Annotated in this window: 14 protein-coding genes; all 14 read right to left on the bottom strand. The window is 57.7% G+C overall.

Going from position 1 to position 17,395, the window contains the following annotated elements:
• Position 1: 1 nt before the first annotated feature.
• Entirely contained in the window at positions 2–784 is a 783-nt protein-coding gene (gene rpsC / locus WIF35_RS10180; protein ID WP_412478109.1) for a 30S ribosomal protein S3, read from the bottom strand.
• Positions 785–793: 9 nt separating this feature from the next.
• Positions 794–1,123 carry a 50S ribosomal protein L22 gene (gene rplV, locus WIF35_RS10185; RefSeq protein WP_412478110.1) on the bottom strand — a complete coding sequence of 110 codons (330 nt, stop codon included), beginning with the start codon at positions 1,121–1,123 and terminating at the stop codon, positions 794–796.
• 9 nt (positions 1,124–1,132) lie between these two features.
• Positions 1,133–1,408 carry a 30S ribosomal protein S19 gene (rpsS, locus tag WIF35_RS10190; protein ID WP_028994188.1) on the bottom strand — a complete coding sequence of 92 codons (276 nt, stop codon included), beginning with the start codon at positions 1,406–1,408 and terminating at the stop codon, positions 1,133–1,135.
• Positions 1,409–1,418: 10 nt separating this feature from the next.
• The gene (gene rplB / locus WIF35_RS10195; RefSeq protein WP_412478111.1) at positions 1,419–2,246 is read right to left on the bottom strand and encodes a 50S ribosomal protein L2; all 828 of its coding nucleotides are present in this window, start codon (positions 2,244–2,246) and stop codon (positions 1,419–1,421) included.
• Positions 2,246–2,548 (bottom strand): 50S ribosomal protein L23, encoded by a 303-nt coding sequence (gene rplW, locus WIF35_RS10200; protein WP_412478112.1) that lies wholly within the window; start codon positions 2,546–2,548, stop codon positions 2,246–2,248. Before rplW ends, rplB begins: the two co-directional genes overlap by 1 nt.
• The gene (gene rplD / locus WIF35_RS10205) at positions 2,545–3,168 is read right to left on the bottom strand and encodes a 50S ribosomal protein L4 (RefSeq protein WP_412478113.1); all 624 of its coding nucleotides are present in this window, start codon (positions 3,166–3,168) and stop codon (positions 2,545–2,547) included. The genes rplW and rplD overlap by 4 nt, the downstream gene beginning before the upstream one ends.
• A 9-nt stretch (positions 3,169–3,177) precedes the next feature.
• Positions 3,178–3,816 (bottom strand): 50S ribosomal protein L3, encoded by a 639-nt coding sequence (gene rplC, locus WIF35_RS10210; RefSeq protein ID WP_412478114.1) that lies wholly within the window; start codon positions 3,814–3,816, stop codon positions 3,178–3,180.
• Positions 3,817–3,926: 110 nt separating this feature from the next.
• Positions 3,927–4,238, bottom strand: coding sequence for a 30S ribosomal protein S10 (gene rpsJ / locus WIF35_RS10215; RefSeq protein ID WP_027456678.1), 312 nt, complete (start codon positions 4,236–4,238; stop codon positions 3,927–3,929).
• Between the two features lie 62 nt (positions 4,239–4,300).
• Entirely contained in the window at positions 4,301–5,491 is a 1,191-nt protein-coding gene (gene tuf / locus WIF35_RS10220; RefSeq protein ID WP_412478115.1) for an elongation factor Tu, read from the bottom strand.
• A gap of 21 nt (positions 5,492–5,512) precedes the next feature.
• The gene (gene fusA, locus WIF35_RS10225; RefSeq protein ID WP_412478116.1) at positions 5,513–7,606 is read right to left on the bottom strand and encodes an elongation factor G; all 2,094 of its coding nucleotides are present in this window, start codon (positions 7,604–7,606) and stop codon (positions 5,513–5,515) included.
• Between the two features lie 18 nt (positions 7,607–7,624).
• A complete protein-coding gene (rpsG, locus tag WIF35_RS10230; protein WP_412478117.1) occupies positions 7,625–8,095 on the bottom strand; it encodes a 30S ribosomal protein S7 in 471 nt (156 codons plus the stop codon).
• Between the two features lie 110 nt (positions 8,096–8,205).
• Positions 8,206–8,583 (bottom strand): 30S ribosomal protein S12, encoded by a 378-nt coding sequence (gene rpsL / locus WIF35_RS10235; RefSeq protein ID WP_027456682.1) that lies wholly within the window; start codon positions 8,581–8,583, stop codon positions 8,206–8,208.
• A 154-nt stretch (positions 8,584–8,737) separates the two neighbouring features.
• Complete coding sequence (gene rpoC, locus WIF35_RS10240; protein WP_412478118.1) at positions 8,738–12,946, bottom strand: DNA-directed RNA polymerase subunit beta'; 4,209 nt, start codon at positions 12,944–12,946, stop codon at positions 8,738–8,740.
• A 22-nt stretch (positions 12,947–12,968) separates the two neighbouring features.
• Positions 12,969–17,252, bottom strand: coding sequence for a DNA-directed RNA polymerase subunit beta (rpoB, locus tag WIF35_RS10245; protein ID WP_412478119.1), 4,284 nt, complete (start codon positions 17,250–17,252; stop codon positions 12,969–12,971).
• Positions 17,253–17,395: the final 143 nt, after the last annotated feature.

Here is a 17,395-nt window from a genome sequence, read left to right on the forward strand (position 1 = left end):
ATTAAGCACCTGCCTTTCTTACGCGCTTGGCCGGAGCCTCGCCGTCGGCTTTTTTCACCGTGCGAGTGCGCGGCTTGTCGCCTTCAGGCTTGCCCGGAGCGCGACGCGGACGACGCTCTTCAGCCGCCGGCTCTTCAGCTGCCGGCTGCTCGTTGCGATCGAGCATGTCACCCTTGTAGACCCAAACCTTGATACCGATGATGCCGTAGGTGGTCAGCGCTTCCGAAGTTGCGTAATCGATATCCGCACGCAGCGTATGCAGCGGCACACGACCCTCGCGATACCATTCGCTACGAGCGATTTCGGCACCATTGAGGCGACCTGCGCTCATGACCTTGATACCCTGAGCGCCGAGACGCATGGCGTTCTGCATCGCACGCTTCATGGCGCGACGGAACATGATGCGTTTCTCGAGCTGCTGAGCGATCGAATCAGCGATCAACTGGGCATCGAGTTCCGGCTTACGAATTTCTTCGATCGATACATGAACGGGAACGCCCATGATGCGCTGAAGATCGGAACGCAGGGTTTCGATATCCTCGCCCTTTTTACCGATAACAACACCCGGACGGGCGGAGTAGACGGTGACGCGGGCATTCTTCGCCGGACGTTCGATGAGGACGCGGCCAACGGAGGCGTGAGCGAGCTTACGCTTCAGGTATTCGCGAACCTTGACATCTTCCTTCAGCATGCCCGGGAAGTCCTTGCTGCTGGCGTACCAGCGGGAATTCCAGTTCTTGGTGACGGCCAGACGGAAGCCAGTCGGATGAATTTTCTGTCCCATGGCTCTTCCTTAGTTACCAACGGTCAGATAAATATGGCAGGTCGGCTTGGAGATCCGATTGCCACGACCCTTGGCGCGCGCGGTAAAGCGCTTCAGCACCATGCCTTTTTCGACGTAGATGGTTTTCACCTTCAGTTCGTCGATGTCGGCACCATCGTTATGCTCAGCATTGGCGATAGCCGATTCGAGCACTTTTTTGACGATACCAGCACCCTTTTTCGGGCAGAAGGCCAGGATGTTAAGAGCCTGACCAACCGGCTTGCCACGCACCAGATCCGCAACCAAGCGGCCTTTTTGCGCAGAGAGGCGAACGCCTCGCAGACTTGCACGAGTTTCCATGTCAGCTCCTTACTTCTTGGCCTTCTTGCCGGCGGTGTGACCCTTGAACGTACGGGTCAGCGAGAACTCGCCGAGCTTGTGACCGACCATATTTTCGGTAACGAATACCGGAATATGCTGTTTGCCGTTGTGCACCGCAATCGTCAGACCGATGAACTCGGGGAGGATCGTCGAGCGACGCGACCAGGTCTTGATCGGGCGCTTGTCGTTGGTTGCGCGAACAGCTTCGACCTTGTCGATCAGATGCGCATCAACAAACGGGCCCTTTTTGAGAGAACGTCCCATTTCCTACCCCTTAACGCTTATGACGGCGCTGAACGATCATGCTGTTCGTGCGCTTGTTGCTACGGGTGCGATAACCCTTGGTGGGCTGACCCCACGGGTTAACCGGCACGCGACCTTCACCAGTTTTACCTTCACCACCACCGTGCGGGTGATCGATCGGGTTCATAGCCGTACCACGAACGGTCGGACGAATACCGCGCCAGCGCTGAGCACCCGCCTTACCGATCTTGCGCAGATTGTTTTCTTCGTTGCCGACTTCGCCAATGGTTGCGCGACACTCGACGTGCACTCGACGCACTTCGCCGGAGCGCAAGCGAATCTGAGCATAAGAGCCTTCGCGAGCCAAAAGCTGAACAGAGGTACCGGCGGAGCGAGCAATTTGAGCCCCCTTGCCCGGCATCATTTCAACGCAGCAGATGGTGGTACCAACCGGAATATTACGGATCGGCAAAGCGTTGCCCGACTTGATCGGAGCTTCGGAACCGCTGATGATCTGCTGACCGACAACCATGCCCTTATTGGCGATGACGTAGCGGCGCTCGCCGTCGGCGTAGCAAACCAACGCAATATTCGCAGTGCGGTTCGGATCGTACTCAAGGCGCTCAACTTTGGCTGGAATGCCATCCTTGTTACGCTTGAAATCAACCAGACGATAAGCCTGCTTGTGGCCACCGCCCTGATGGCGGACGGTGATACGACCGTTGTTGTTACGACCGGAATTCTTGGCCTGCGACTCGACGAGACCGGCAAACGGCTTGCCTTTGTGCAGATTGGGATTTACAACCTGAACGACGGCACGACGACCTGGGGAGGTAGGTTTGACTTTAACGAGAGCCATTATGCGTTACCCCCTTCGACAAAGTTGATCTCCTGACCCGGCTTAAGGCTAACAAAAGCCTTCTTCCAGCCCTTACGGCGACCGGTCGCCCCACGGAAGCGCTTGACCTTGCCCTTGACGTTGGCAACTTGGACACCCTGCACTTCCACCTTGAACAACAGCTCCACGGCAGCCTTGATTTCCGGCTTGGTTGCATCGGAGGCAACGCGGAAAACAACCTGCTCGTACTTATCGGCAACGAAAGTCGCCTTTTCGGAGATTTGCGGTGCCAGCAGCACCTGCATCAGACGTTCCTGGTTCATCCCCACATCTCCTCGAACTTGGCCACAGCATTCTTGGTGACCAGAACCTTACCGAAGCGGACCAGGGAGACTGGATCAGCTTCCTGGGCTTCCAGGACCAGAACATTGGGCAGATTGCGCGAAGAGAGATAGAGGTTTTCGTTCAGCTCGTCGGTAACGACAAGAACACTACCCTCGAACCCCATGCCCTTCAGCTTCTGGGCAAACAACTTGGTCTTCGGCGCATCAACAGACAGATCATCAACTACGACCAGACGATCCTGACGAGCCAGTTCGGAGAGGATGGTGGCCATACCGGCGCGGAACATCTTCTTGTTAACCTTCTGGCTGTAATTTTGCTCGGGCGAATTCGGGAAAATCCGACCGCCTCCACGCCACAAGGGGCTGCCATTGGAACCGGCACGAGCACGACCCGTACCCTTTTGGCGCCACGGCTTGGTGGTGGTGTGACGGACCTCGGAACGATCCTTTTGCTTGGAGTCAGCAGAACGCGCGTTGGCCTGATAGGCAACGACGATCTGGTGAACCAGCGCCTCGTTGAAATCGCGACCGAACAGCACATCGGAAGCCTGCAGCTTCGCCGCTTCCTGACCCTGTTCGTTAATAACTTTCAGCTCCATGACGCCCCCTTAAGCCTTAACCGCCGGACGCACGACGACGTCGGAACCCTTGGCACCCGGAACAGCGCCCTTGACCAGCAGCAACTGGCGCTCGGCATCCACACGAACGATAGTCAAACCCTGAGTGGTGGTTTTCACATCGCCCAAATGACCCGCCATGCGCTTACCCGGGAAAACACGACCCGGGTCCTGAGCCATACCGATGGAACCCGGCGCATTATGCGACACGGAGTTACCATGCGAAGCACGGTTGGAACTGAAGTTGTGGCGCTTGATACCACCTTGGAAACCCTTACCGATCGAGGTACCGGTAACATCCACCTTCTGACCTTCCGAGAAGATGGTGACAGCAACCTGATCACCAGCCTTCAAACTGGCAAGCTGATCAGCCTCGATACGGAATTCCTTGAGCACGTGCCCAGCTTCCACAGCAGCCTTGGCCAGATGGCCAGCGGCAGGCTTGGAAACACGAGAGGCACGGCGCGAGCCGAAAGTAACCTGAACGGCTGCGTAGCCATCGGTTTCCGGCGTTTTGACTTGGGTCACGCGGTTGTTCGACACGTCAAGCACCGTCACCGGGATGGAAACCCCATCCTCGGCAAAGATGCGAGTCATGCCGACCTTGCGACCAACAAGGCCTAGACTCATGGTTATTCTCCTCATCGCCGGCTGCGATTGGCCGGCCGATGTAAAACAACAAATGGGTAGCCGAACCCGGCCACCCCCGAAAGGCGCGGATTATATCCGCAAAACAACTATTACTGCAACTTGATTTCGACGTCGACGCCAGCCGGCAAGTCCAACTTCATCAGAGCATCAACGGTCTTGTCAGTCGGATCGACGATATCCATCAAGCGGAGATGGGTACGAATCTCGAGCTGATCACGGGAAGCCTTGTTCACGTGCGGCGAACGCAGAATATCGAAACGCTGCTTGCGAGTCGGCAGCGGTACGGGACCACGAACGACAGCACCAGTACGCTTGGCGGTTTCAACGATTTCCTGAGCCGACTGGTCGATCAGGCGATAGTCGAAGGCCTTGAGACGGATACGAATTTTTTGATTTTGCATGATGGCTTCCAAAGAACATTGGGGCAGGACTTTTCATCCCACCCCGAATTTAAAAAGAACGATTACTCGATGATCTTGGCGACGACGCCGGCGCCGACAGTACGACCGCCTTCACGGATGGCGAAGCGCAGACCTTCTTCCATGGCGATCGGGGCGATCAGCTTGACGGTCATCTGGATGTTGTCACCCGGCATAACCATTTCCACGCCTTCCGGCAGGGAGATCGCGCCGGTCACGTCCGTGGTACGGAAGTAGAACTGCGGACGGTAGTTGTTGAAGAACGGGGTGTGACGACCACCTTCGTCCTTGGACAGAACATAGACTTCGCCGGTGAAGTGGGTGTGCGGGGTGATGGAACCCGGCTTGCACAGCACTTGACCACGCTCGACGTCTTCGCGCTTGGTACCACGCAGCAGGGCGCCGATGTTGTCGCCGGCTTGACCTTGGTCGAGCAGCTTGCGGAACATTTCGACACCGGTACAGGTGGTCTTCTGGGTCGGGCGAATACCGACGATTTCGATTTCTTCGCCAACCTTGATGATGCCGCGCTCGACACGACCGGTCACGACGGTACCACGACCGGAGATGGAGAAGACGTCTTCAACCGGCATCAGGAACGGCTGGTCGATAGCACGCTCCGGGGTCGGGATGTAGGAGTCCAGAGCATCAGCCAGACGGAAGATGGAGGGCTCGCCGATTTCGGACTGGTCGCCTTCCAGGGCCTTCAGTGCGGAGCCGTGGATGATCGGGGTGTCGTCACCCGGGAAGTCGTACTTGGAGAGCAGTTCGCGCAGCTCCATTTCGACCAGCTCGAGCAGCTCGGCATCGTCAACCATGTCGCACTTGTTCATGTACACCAGAACGTACGGCACACCAACCTGGCGAGCCAGCAGGATGTGCTCGCGGGTTTGCGGCATCGGGCCGTCAGCGGCAGAACAAACCAGAATGGCGCCGTCCATCTGGGCAGCACCAGTAATCATGTTCTTGACGTAGTCAGCGTGGCCCGGGCAGTCAACGTGGGCGTAGTGACGGTTGGCGGTTTCGTATTCGACGTGGGCGGTGTTGATGGTGATACCGCGAGCCTTTTCTTCCGGCGCAGCGTCAATTTCATCGTACTTCTTGGCAGCGCCACCAAACTTGGAAGCCAGCACGGTGGTGATTGCAGCGGTCAGCGTGGTCTTACCGTGGTCAACGTGACCAATCGTACCAACGTTCACGTGCGGTTTCGTACGCTCGAATTTTTCCTTAGCCATTATCGGTTCTCCAATAATCAGTTACTTTTTGTTGATCACTGCCTCAGCGACATTCTTTGGCGCCTCGGAATAGTGCTTGAATTCCATCGTGTAGGTGGCACGACCTTGCGACAGGGAACGCAGCGAAGTCGCGTAACCGAACATTTCGGAAAGCGGAACTTCGGCGCGCACTTCCTTGGTGCCGCCAGGCAGGTCTTCCATACCCTGGACGATGCCACGGCGGGACGAGAGGTCACCCATGACGTTGCCCATGTAGTCTTCCGGCGTTTCCACGACAACAGCCATCATCGGCTCAAGCAGCGTCGGAGAAGCCTTCTTCATACCTTCCTTGAAGGCCATCGAAGCCGCCATACGGAAGGCGTTTTCGTTGGAGTCAACGTCGTGGTAAGAACCGTCGAACAGCGTGAACTTGATATCAACAACCGGGAAGCCGGCCAACACGCCACTGCCGATGGCATCCTGCAAGCCCTTATCGACTGCGGGAATGTATTCGCGGGGAACCACACCACCCTTGATGGCATCAACGAAGGTATAACCCGCACCCGGCTCGTTCGGTTCAATCTTGAGCCAAACGTGACCAAACTGACCACGACCACCGGACTGCTTGACGAACTTGCCTTCCTGTTCGACAGCCTTCTTGATGCATTCGCGATAGGCTACCTGCGGCGCACCGACGTTGGCTTCAACGTTGAATTCGCGCTTCATGCGATCCACGATGATCTCGAGGTGCAATTCGCCCATACCGGAAATAATGGTTTGACCGGACTCTTCATCGGTACGCACGCGGAACGAGGGATCTTCCGCAGCCAAACGGCCTAGCGCGATACCCATCTTTTCCTGGTCGCTCTTGGTCTTCGGCTCAACGGCAACGTGAATCACCGGATCCGGGAAAACCATACGCTCGAGGATGATCGGAGCATCCGGGTCACACAGGGTTTCACCGGTGGTAACTTCCTTGAGGCCCACGCAGGCAGCGATGTCACCCGCCAGAATCTCCTTGATTTCCTCGCGGTTGTTGGCGTGCATCTGCAGAATACGCCCGATGCGCTCCTTCTTGTCCTTCACCGAGTTCAACACCGTTGCACCGGAAGCCAGCACACCGGAATAAACACGAATGAAGGTCAACTGACCAACGAACGGGTCGGTCATCAGCTTGAACGCCAGCGCAGAGAACTTCTCTGCATCGTCGGCCTTACGGGAAGCCGGCTGCTCGCGATCGTCGACGCCCTGCACCGGAGGAATATCGACCGGCGACGGCAGCAACTCGATAACAGCATCAAGCATGCGCTGAACGCCTTTGTTCTTGAAGGCGGTACCGCACAGCATCGGCTGAATTTCGCAAGCCAGAGTACGCAAACGCAGACCTTCTTTGATCTTCTCTTCGGAGAGGTCACCGTTCTCCAGATACTCGTTCATCAGGTCTTCGGTAGCCTCCGCAGCCGCCTCAACCATTTGCTCGCGCCACTCTTGGGCAGTATCCACCAGATCAGCCGGAATGTCGCGGTATTCGAACTTCATGCCTTGGGACGCATCATCCCAAATGATCGACTTCATCTTGATGAGATCAACCACGCCAGCAAAGGTATCTTCAGCACCAATAGGAATGACGATCGGCACAGGATTGGCCTTCAGGCGAGTCTTCATCTGGTCAACGACCTTGAAGAAGTTCGCACCGGAACGATCCATCTTGTTCACAAAGGCCAGTCGCGGCACCTGGTATTTGGTGGCCTGACGCCAAACCGTCTCGGACTGGGGCTGAACACCGCCAACCGCACAGTAGACCATGCAAGCACCATCCAGAACGCGCATGGAGCGCTCGACTTCGATGGTGAAGTCTACGTGCCCCGGGGTATCGATAATATTGAAGCGATGCTCCGGAAACTGCATGTCCATACCCTTCCAGAAGCAGGTAGTTGCAGCGGAGGTAATGGTAATACCACGCTCCTGCTCCTGCTCCATCCAGTCCATGGTTGCAGCACCGTCATGCACTTCACCGATCTTGTGGTTAACACCGGTGTAGTACAGGATGCGCTCGGTCGTGGTGGTCTTGCCGGCGTCGATGTGCGCGCTGATACCGATATTGCGGTAGCGCTCAATGGGAGTCTTACGTGCCACGTTAAAGCCCTCGGTGAATTAGAAGCGGAAGTGGGCGAAGGCCTTGTTGGCTTCAGCCATACGGTGAACTTCGTCGCGCTTCTTCACTGCGCCACCGCGGTTTTCGGAGGCCTCCAGCATTTCTGCGGCCAGACGTTGCCCCATGGATTTCTCGGAACGCTTGCGAGCGGACTCGCGCAACCAGCGCATCGCCAGAGCGCTACGACGAGCCGGACGAACTTCGACCGGAACCTGGTAGTTGGCACCGCCGACGCGACGGGACTTCACTTCGACCATCGGCTTGACGTTTGCCATGGCAGCCGAGAAAACCTCGAGCGGATCCTTGCCGGATTTCTGGGAAATGATCTCGAAAGCGCCATAAATGATGCGCTCGGCAACCGACTTCTTGCCATCCTGCATGACGGCATTCATAAACTTGGTAACTTCGACGCTGCCGAACTTCGGATCCGGAAGAATGTCACGCTTGGGTACTTCACGACGACGGGGCATATTAACCTCTACAAAACACGATTCAGTTGAAAAGCCGGGAAGGGGTTTTAACCCACCCGGCCCTCTCGGCCGCCCATATGAGCGGCCACTTACTCAAGCTGCCTTTGTTATTAAGCAGCCTTCGGACGCTTGGCACCGTACTTGGAACGGGCCTGCTTACGATCTTTAACGCCTTGCGTATCCAGGGAGCCACGCACGGTGTGGTAACGCACACCCGGCAAGTCCTTGACACGACCACCGCGGATCAGCACAACGGAGTGCTCCTGGAGGTTGTGACCCTCACCGCCGATATAGGAAATGACTTCGAAGCCATTGGTCAGACGAACCTTGCAAACCTTACGGAGAGCGGAGTTCGGCTTCTTCGGGGTAGTGGTGTAGACGCGGGTGCAGACGCCACGCTTCTGCGGGCACTTTTCCAGCGCAGGAACCTTGCTCTTGGCCTTTTCGGCAACGCGCGGCTTGCGCACGAGCTGGTTGATGGTCGGCATATCAAACTTCCTTCAACAGCCGGGCACCCAAGGGATGCACGACGGCAATTTTGTTATCACAGACAGAGACAATGATTAGCCTCTGCCGACAAAGACCATAAATTTTATGGTTGATCAACCCCGGTGTCAACGTGGCACCGGGGTTGAGTATTGCTTACAGACCTTGATCTGCTTCCTGCGCAACATCCTGCGCCGGTTGTTCGAACTCGCGACCGGCGGCCTGATCTTCGCCTGCCGCCTGGGCCTTGCGGCTGCGGTGATAGGCCAAGCCGGTACCGGCCGGGATAAGACGACCGACGATGACGTTTTCCTTTAGACCGCGTAGTTCGTCGCGCTTGCCCATGATGGCAGCCTCGGTGAGGACGCGGGTGGTTTCCTGGAAGGATGCGGCGGAAATGAAGGAGTCGGTGGACAACGAAGCCTTCGTGATACCCAGCAGCATGTGCTCGAAAGTCGCCGGGAGCTTGCCTTCGGCAATCACCCGATCATTTTCGGCCAGCAATTCGGCGCGTTCGACCTGCTCCGACTTGATGAACTTGGTATCACCCGGCTCGACGATGGTAAGGCGACGCAGCATCTGGCGAACGATCACTTCGATGTGCTTATCGTTGATCTTCACACCCTGCAGACGATAGACGTCCTGCACTTCGTCGGTGATGTAACGCGCCAGCGCCTCGACGCCCTGCAGACGCAGGATATCGTGCGGATCCGGCTCGCCTTCAACGATCTTTTCGCCCTTGTTGACCACTTGGCCATCGTGTACCAGAACGTGCTTGTCCTTCGGAATCAGGTACTCGTGGGTTTCGCCATCGAGATCGGTAATGATCAGACGCTGCTTGCCCTTCGTGTCCTTACCGAAGCTGATGGTACCGGTAAATTCGGCCAGCACGGAGGCATCCTTCGGCGTACGGGCTTCGAACAATTCGGCAACGCGCGGCAGACCGCCGGTAATGTCACGGGTCTTGGCGGACTCCTGCGGCATACGGGCCAGAACGTCACCGACGCCGACTTGCTGACCATCGGCCACCGAAATGATCGAGCCAACCTGGAAGGCGATGGAAACCGAATGGTCGCTTCCAGCAATCTTCACTTCCTGGCCGGTTTCATCAAGAAGTCGGACAACCGGGCGCAGGCCCTTGGTCGCCGCCTTGCCGCCGCGCTTGTTGTCGATAACAACCAGAGTCGACAGACCGGTGACATCGTCAACCTGCTTGGCAACCGTTACGCCCTCTTCGACGTTTTCGAACTTAACCGTACCGGCGTATTCAGTAATGATCGGACGGGTGTGCGGATCCCACGAAGCCAACTTGGCGCCGGCCTTGACGGCCTTGCCTTCATCAACGGCCAGCATGGCACCGTACGGGACTTTGTGACGCTCGCGCTCGCGACCATGGTCGTCCGTAATGAGCACTTCGCCGGAACGAGAGATGACAACCTTTTCGTCCTTGGCGCTCGTGACATAGCGCATGTTAGAGGTATAGCGGATCGTACCGGCCGACTTGGCTTCAACCTGCGATGCGACAGCAGCACGAGAAGCGGCACCACCGACGTGGAAGGTACGCATGGTCAGCTGGGTGCCCGGCTCGCCGATCGACTGGGCCGCGATAACACCGACGGATTCACCGGCATTGACCATCGTGCCGCGGCCAAGATCGCGACCGTAGCACTTGGCGCACAAGCCATAGCGCGTGTCGCAGGTGAGCGGGGTGCGGACCTTGACCTCGTCGATGCCTAGCTTATCGATCAATTCAACCAGATCTTCGTCCAGCATGGTGCCGGCGAAGATGACGGTTTCCTGAGTTTCCGGATCGACCAGATCTTCACCGGTAACGCGACCGAGGATACGCTCACGCAACGGCTCGATGACTTCACCGCCTTCAACCAGCGCCTTGACGGCAAAACCGTTCTTGGTACCGCAATCGTCTTCGGTGATGACCAGATCCTGAGTCACATCAACCAGACGACGGGTCAGATAACCGGAGTTCGCAGTCTTCAACGCGGTATCCGCCAGACCCTTACGCGCACCGTGAGTGGAGATGAAGTACTGAAGAACGTTCAGACCTTCGCGGAAGTTGGTCGTGATCGGGGTTTCGATAATCGAGCCATCCGGCTTCGCCATCAGGCCGCGCATACCGGCCAGCTGACGAATCTGGGCGGCGGAGCCGCGAGCACCGGAGTCCGCCATCATGTAGATGGAGTTGAAGGAATCCTGCTTGACCTTTTTGCCGTGGCGATCGATGACTTCCTCGTGACCGAGTTCGTCCATCATGACCTTGGCAACCTGGTCACCGGTGCGCCCCCAAATATCGACGACCTTGTTGTAGCGTTCGCCCTGGGTGACGAGACCGTTCTTGTACTGGTCTTCGATTTCCTTAACCTCGGACTCGGCGGCAGCGATGATCTCGTACTTCTTCGCTGGGACGAGCATGTCGTCGGAACAGAAGGAGATACCGGCGCGGGTGGCCAGTGCATAGCCGTTCTGCATCAGCTTGTCGGCGAAGACAACGGTTTCCTTGAGGCCACAACGGCGGAAGGACTCGTCGATCAGTTTCGAGATTTCCTTTTTCTTCAGCGCCTTGTCGATCGCCTTGAAGGGCAGCCCCTTCGGCAGGATTTTCGCCAGAATGGCACGGCCGGCCGTGGTTTCGATACGGACGATTTTTTCGTTCCATTCGCCGTCCACCGCAGCAGGCTCGTATTGCGGCAAACGAACCGAAATACGGGCGTGAATGTCGACCTGACCAGCAGCCATGGCGCGCTCGATTTCGGCGACGTCGGCAAAGTACATGCCCTCGCCCTTGGCGTTGATGCGCTCACGCGTCGCGTAGTACAGGCCCAGAACGATATCCTGCGACGGCACAATGATCGGCTGGCCGTTAGCTGGCGACAGCACGTTGTTGGATGCCAGCATCAGCGTGCGCGCTTCCATCTGTGCTTCGAGCGACAGCGGGACGTGGACGGCCATCTGGTCGCCGTCAAAGTCGGCGTTGAAGGCGGCGCATACGAGCGGGTGCAGCTGGATGGCCTTGCCTTCGATCAGGGTCGGCTCGAAAGCCTGGATACCCAGACGGTGCAGGGTCGGCGCGCGGTTCAGCATGACCGGGTGTTCGCGGATAACGTCTTCCAGGATATCCCAAACCACCGGTTCCTGACCTTCGACCATCTTCTTGGCTTGCTTGATGGTCGTGGCATAACCCAGCACTTCCAGCTTGTGGAAGATGAAGGGTTTGAACAGTTCCAGCGCCATCAGCTTGGGCAGGCCGCACTGGTGCAGCTTGAGCTGCGGCCCCACCACGATGACCGAACGGCCAGAGTAGTCGACACGCTTACCCAGCAGGTTCTGACGGAAACGACCGCCCTTGCCCTTGATCATGTCGGCCAGCGACTTCAGCGGACGCTTGTTGGCGCCGGTCATGGCCTTGCCACGACGGCCGTTGTCGAGCAGCGAATCGACGGCTTCCTGCAGCATGCGCTTTTCGTTGCGCACGATGATTTCAGGGGCCTTCAGTTCGAGCAGGCGTTTCAGACGGTTGTTACGGTTGATGACGCGACGATAGAGGTCGTTCAGATCGGAGGTCGCGAAACGACCGCCATCCAGCGGGACCAGCGGACGCAGGTCCGGCGGCAGCACCGGCAGCACTTCGAGGATCATCCAGTCCGGCTTGATACCGGATTTCTGGAAAGCCTCCAGTACCTTCAGACGCTTGGCCAGTTTCTTGTTTTTCGCTTCGGAACCAGTAACTTCCAGTTCGGCACGCAGGGATTCGACTTCGCTGTTCAGTTCGAGGTTACGCAGCAGTTCGCGAATACCCTCGGCACCCATCAGAGCCTGGAATTCGTCACCATGCTCTTCGACCATGTCCAGATACTGCTCTTCCGTCAGCAACTGGCTGCGTTGCAGATTGGACACCATACCCGGATCGGTGACGACATAGGCTTCGAAGTACAGGACGCGCTCGATGTCGCGCAACGTCATGTCGAGCACCATACCGAGACGAGACGGCAGGGACTTCAAGAACCAGATGTGGGCGACCGGCGAGGCCAGTTCGATGTGACCCATGCGGTCGCGACGAACCTTGGCCAGCGTGACTTCAACGCCACACTTTTCACAAATAACACCGCGGTGCTTCAGGCGCTTGTACTTGCCGCACAGGCACTCGTAGTCCTTGATCGGGCCAAAGATCTTGGCACAGAACAGACCATCCCGCTCCGGCTTGAAGGTACGGTAGTTGATGGTTTCCGGCTTCTTGACTTCACCATAGGACCAGGAACGGATCTTGTCGGGCGAAGCGAGGCCAATGGTGATCGCGTCGAATTCTTCCTCGGCGGTCACCTGCTTGAACAGATCGAGCAATGCTTTCATCGTTTAACTCCTAAGCCCTGAATCAGTAACGTTCCAGATCGATGTCGATCGCCAGGGAACGGATTTCCTTGACCAGCACATTGAAGGATTCCGGCATGCCGGCATCGATCTTGTGCTCGCCCTTGACGATGTTTTCGTAGACCTTGGTCCGGCCGTTCACGTCGTCGGACTTGACGGTCAGCATTTCCTGCAGCACGTACGAGGCGCCATAGGCTTCCAGCGCCCACACTTCCATTTCACCGAAGCGCTGACCGCCGAACTGTGCCTTACCGCCCAACGGCTGCTGGGTCACCAGCGAGTACGGGCCGGTAGAACGAGCGTGCATCTTGTCATCGACCAAGTGATGCAGCTTCAGGTAGTGCATGTAGCCAACCGTAACCTGACGCTCGAAGGCATCGCCGGTCCGACCGTCGAACAGGGTCATCTGACCGGAAGACGGCATGCCGGCGAGTTCCAGCATGGCCTTGATTTCCTCTTCCTTGGCACCGTCGAACACCGGGGTGGCGAACGGCACACCGGAGGTCAGATTGCCGGCCATTTCCAAGATCTCGCCATCGCTGAGCTCGTCGAGATTTTCCGACTTGCCGCTGTTGTTGTAGATCTTGTCGAGGAAACCGCGGACTTCCTTGGCATTGGCGTTGGCACGCAGCATGTCACCGATCTTGTAGCCGAGACCCTTCGCGGCGAGGCCGAGGTGCACTTCGAGAATCTGACCGACGTTCATACGGGACGGCACGCCGAGCGGATTCAACACGATGTCGACCGGGCGGCCATCGGCCATGTACGGCATGTCTTCGACCGGCAGAATGCGTGAAACGACACCCTTGTTACCGTGACGACCGGCCATCTTGTCACCGGGTTGCAGGCGACGCTTGACGGCGACATAGACCTTGACCATCTTCTGGACACCTGGCGGCAGTTCGTCGCCCTGGGTCAGCTTCTTGCGCTTGGCTTCGAACGCAATGTCGAAGTCCTTGCGAGCCTGCTCCAGACCATCCTTGACCTGCTCCAGCTGCTGGGCGATCTCGTCGTCGGCGACGCGGATGTCAAACCAGTGGTGCGGATCCATGCTATCCAGATAGGACTGCTCGATCACCGAGCCCTTGGCCAGCTTCTTCGGACCGCCATTGGCCTTCTTGCCGAGGATCAGACGACCAATACGCTCAAAGGCATCGCGCTCGACGATACGCATTTGGTCAGCCAGATCCAGCTTGTAGTGACGCAGGTGCTCATCGATGATCGACTGGGCACGCTTGTCGCGCTCGATACCTTCGCGGGTGAAGACTTGAACGTCGATCACGGTACCGGCAATGCCGGACGGCACACGCAAGGAGGTGTCCTTAACGTCGGAAGCCTTTTCACCGAAGATCGCACGAAGCAGCTTCTCTTCCGGCGTCAGCTGGGTTTCGCCCTTCGGCGTCACCTTGCCAACCAGGACGTCGCCAGCTTCCACTTCGGCCCCGATGTAAACAATACCGGAGTCGTCCAGGCGGGAGAGTTGCGCTTCACCCAAGGAAGCGATATCGCGGGTGATTTCTTCAGGTCCCAGCTTGGTGTCGCGGGCCACGACCGTCAGTTCCTCGATGTGGATCGACGTGTAACGATCTTCGGCAACGACGCGCTCGGAGATCAGGATCGAATCTTCGAAGTTGTAGCCGTTCCACGGCATGAACGCGATCAACATGTTCTGACCGAGAGCCAGTTCGCCCTTGTCGGTCGACGCGCCATCGGCAACCACATCGCCCTTGGCGATGATGTCGCCCACCTTAACCATCGGGCGCTGGTTGATGTTGGTATTCTGGTTGGAACGGGTGTACTTGGTCAGGTTGTAGATGTCGACACCCACCTCACCGGCGTAGGTTTCGTCGTCGTTGACGCGAACCACGACACGGCCGGCATCGACATAGTCGACCTTGCCACCACGGCGGGCAACGACAGCGGTTCCCGAGTCGACAGCCACGGTACGCTCGATACCGGTACCAACCAGCGGCTTTTCCGGACGCAGGCAAGGCACTGCCTGACGTTGCATGTTGGCACCCATCAGCGCACGGTTCGCATCGTCGTGTTCGAGGAACGGAATCAGCGATGCGGCAACGGAAACGATCTGGCCCGGAGCCACGTCCATGTACTGAACGCGTGCCGGCTCGGCCAGGATGGTTTCGCCCTTTTCGCGACAGGTCACCAAGTCGTCGGACAAACGGCCTTCGGCGTCGAGCGCGGCGTTGGCCTGGGCGACCACGTAGTTGCCCTCTTCGATTGCCGACAGGTATTCGATCTCGTTGGTCACCTTGCCATCGTTTACCTTGCGATAGGCGGTTTCGATGAAGCCATAGCTGTTAACTCGGGCGAAGAGCGCCAGCGAGTTGATCAGACCGATGTTCGGACCTTCCGGGGTTTCAATCGGGCAAACACGACCATAGTGGGTCGGATGCACGTCACGTACTTCGAAGCCGGCACGCTCACGGGTCAAACCACCCGGACCGAGGGCGGAAACGCGACGCTTGTGCGTAATTTCCGACAGCGGGTTGGTCTGGTCCATAAACTGCGACAACTGGCTGGAACCGAAGAACTCCTTGATGGCGGCGCTGATCGGCTTGGCGTTGATCAGATCGTGTGGCATCAGGTTGTCGGACTCGGCCTGCGACAAACGCTCCTTGACGGCACGTTCAACGCGCACCAGACCGGCACGGAACTGGTTCTCGGCCAATTCGCCAACGGAACGGACGCGGCGGTTGCCCAAGTGGTCGATATCGTCGATTTCGCCACGGCCATTGCGCAACTCGACGAGAATCTTGATGGTCTCAACGATGTCGCGCGGCGACAGGGTGAGTTGCTCGCGAACCTCGAGGTTGGCGCCCAGGGTCTTCACCTTGGCAGCCAGCGCTTCGGCATCCGCCAGCGCCATGTTTTCGCACAGAGCACGCGGGCCATAGGGCAGACCGGCGACCAGATCCTGAATAACCGACAGGGCAAAGCCAGAGGTCTCAGCGAGATTCTTGAGTGCGGCCTCTGCCTTGGAGGCGAGGGAACGCACCATGACCTTGTGTTCGATCACATCCTGACGACCCAGGCGGCGATTGAACTTCATGCGGCCAACGCCGGACAGATCGTAACGCTCGTCGGAGTAGAACAGGCCGTTGAACAGAATCTCAACTGCTTCCTCGGTAGGCGGTTCGCCTGGACGCATCATGCGGTAGATGGCGATTCGGGCAGCCTGGCGGCTGGCAGTTTCATCGGCACGCAGGGTGTTCGAAATGAAGGCACCACGATCCAGATCGTTGGTATAGAGCGTTTCGATAGTCGAGATGCCGGCCTCACGCAGCTTAGCCAGCAGCGTTTCGGTAATTTCGTCGTTGGCGTTGGCCACGACTTCGCCGGTTGCCTTATCGATGATGTTCTTGGCGACGACACGGCCAAGGATGAATTCCTCGGGCACGGCGATCTGCTTGAGCGATGCAGCGCCCATGTCACGGATGTGCTTGGCGGTGATCCGCTTGTCCTTGGCAACGATGACTTTACCATCGGGGGCAACGAAGTCGAAACGCGCCACTTCGCCGCGCAGACGTTCCGGCACCAAGGTGAACTCAATCGTTTCCTTGCCCAGCAAGAAGGTGTCGAATTCAAAGAATTGCTCGAGGATTTCCTCTGAGCTCATCCCAATCGCCTTTAGCAGCGTGGTTACCGGCATCTTGCGACGGCGGTCGACGCGGAAGAACAGGGTGTCCTTCGGGTCAAATTCGAAATCCAGCCACGAGCCACGATAAGGAATCACGCGGGCCGAGAACAGCAGCTTGCCCGAACTGTGGGTCTTGCCGCGGTCATGCTCGAAGAAAACACCTGGCGAGCGATGCAACTGGGAAACGATGACACGCTCGGTACCGTTGATGACGAAGGAGCCGTTACCGGTCATCAGGGGGATTTCCCCCATGTACACTTCCTGCTCCTTGACTTCCTTGACCGTATCCGGTGCTTCGCGGTCCATGATCACGAGGCGAACCTTTGCGCGTAGCGAAGAGGCGAAGGTCAGGCCACGCTGTTGGCACTCGGTCACGTCGAACGCCGGCTCGCCCAGCATATAACTGACGAATTCCAGACGAGCATTGCCGGAATGAGAAACGATCGGGAAGATCGACGTGAACGCCGCCTGCAGGCCTTCGTTCTTGCGCTTCTCGGCGGGGATATCCGCCTGCAGGAACGCTTCAAAAGACTCAAGCTGCGTTGCAAGCAGGAAAGGAACGTCCAACACGCTAGCGCGCTTGGCGAAGCTCTTGCGGATGCGTTTCTTCTCGGTGAAGGAGTAAGTCATGGTAACTCCGTGAGGATGAAATCAAGCGATGAACCTGTGGGAACAGGCAAACGCAAACGACCTTCCCTCCCCGCTGAGCAGGAGGAAAGCACGGTTTGCGTTTGCCGGCTGGCGATATTCAAGCTTGCTTCTTCTCGGGCTGG

The sequence above is a fragment of the Azonexus sp. IMCC34839 genome (genome assembly GCF_047047955.1).
Lineage (GTDB): Bacteria > Pseudomonadota > Gammaproteobacteria > Burkholderiales > Rhodocyclaceae > Azonexus.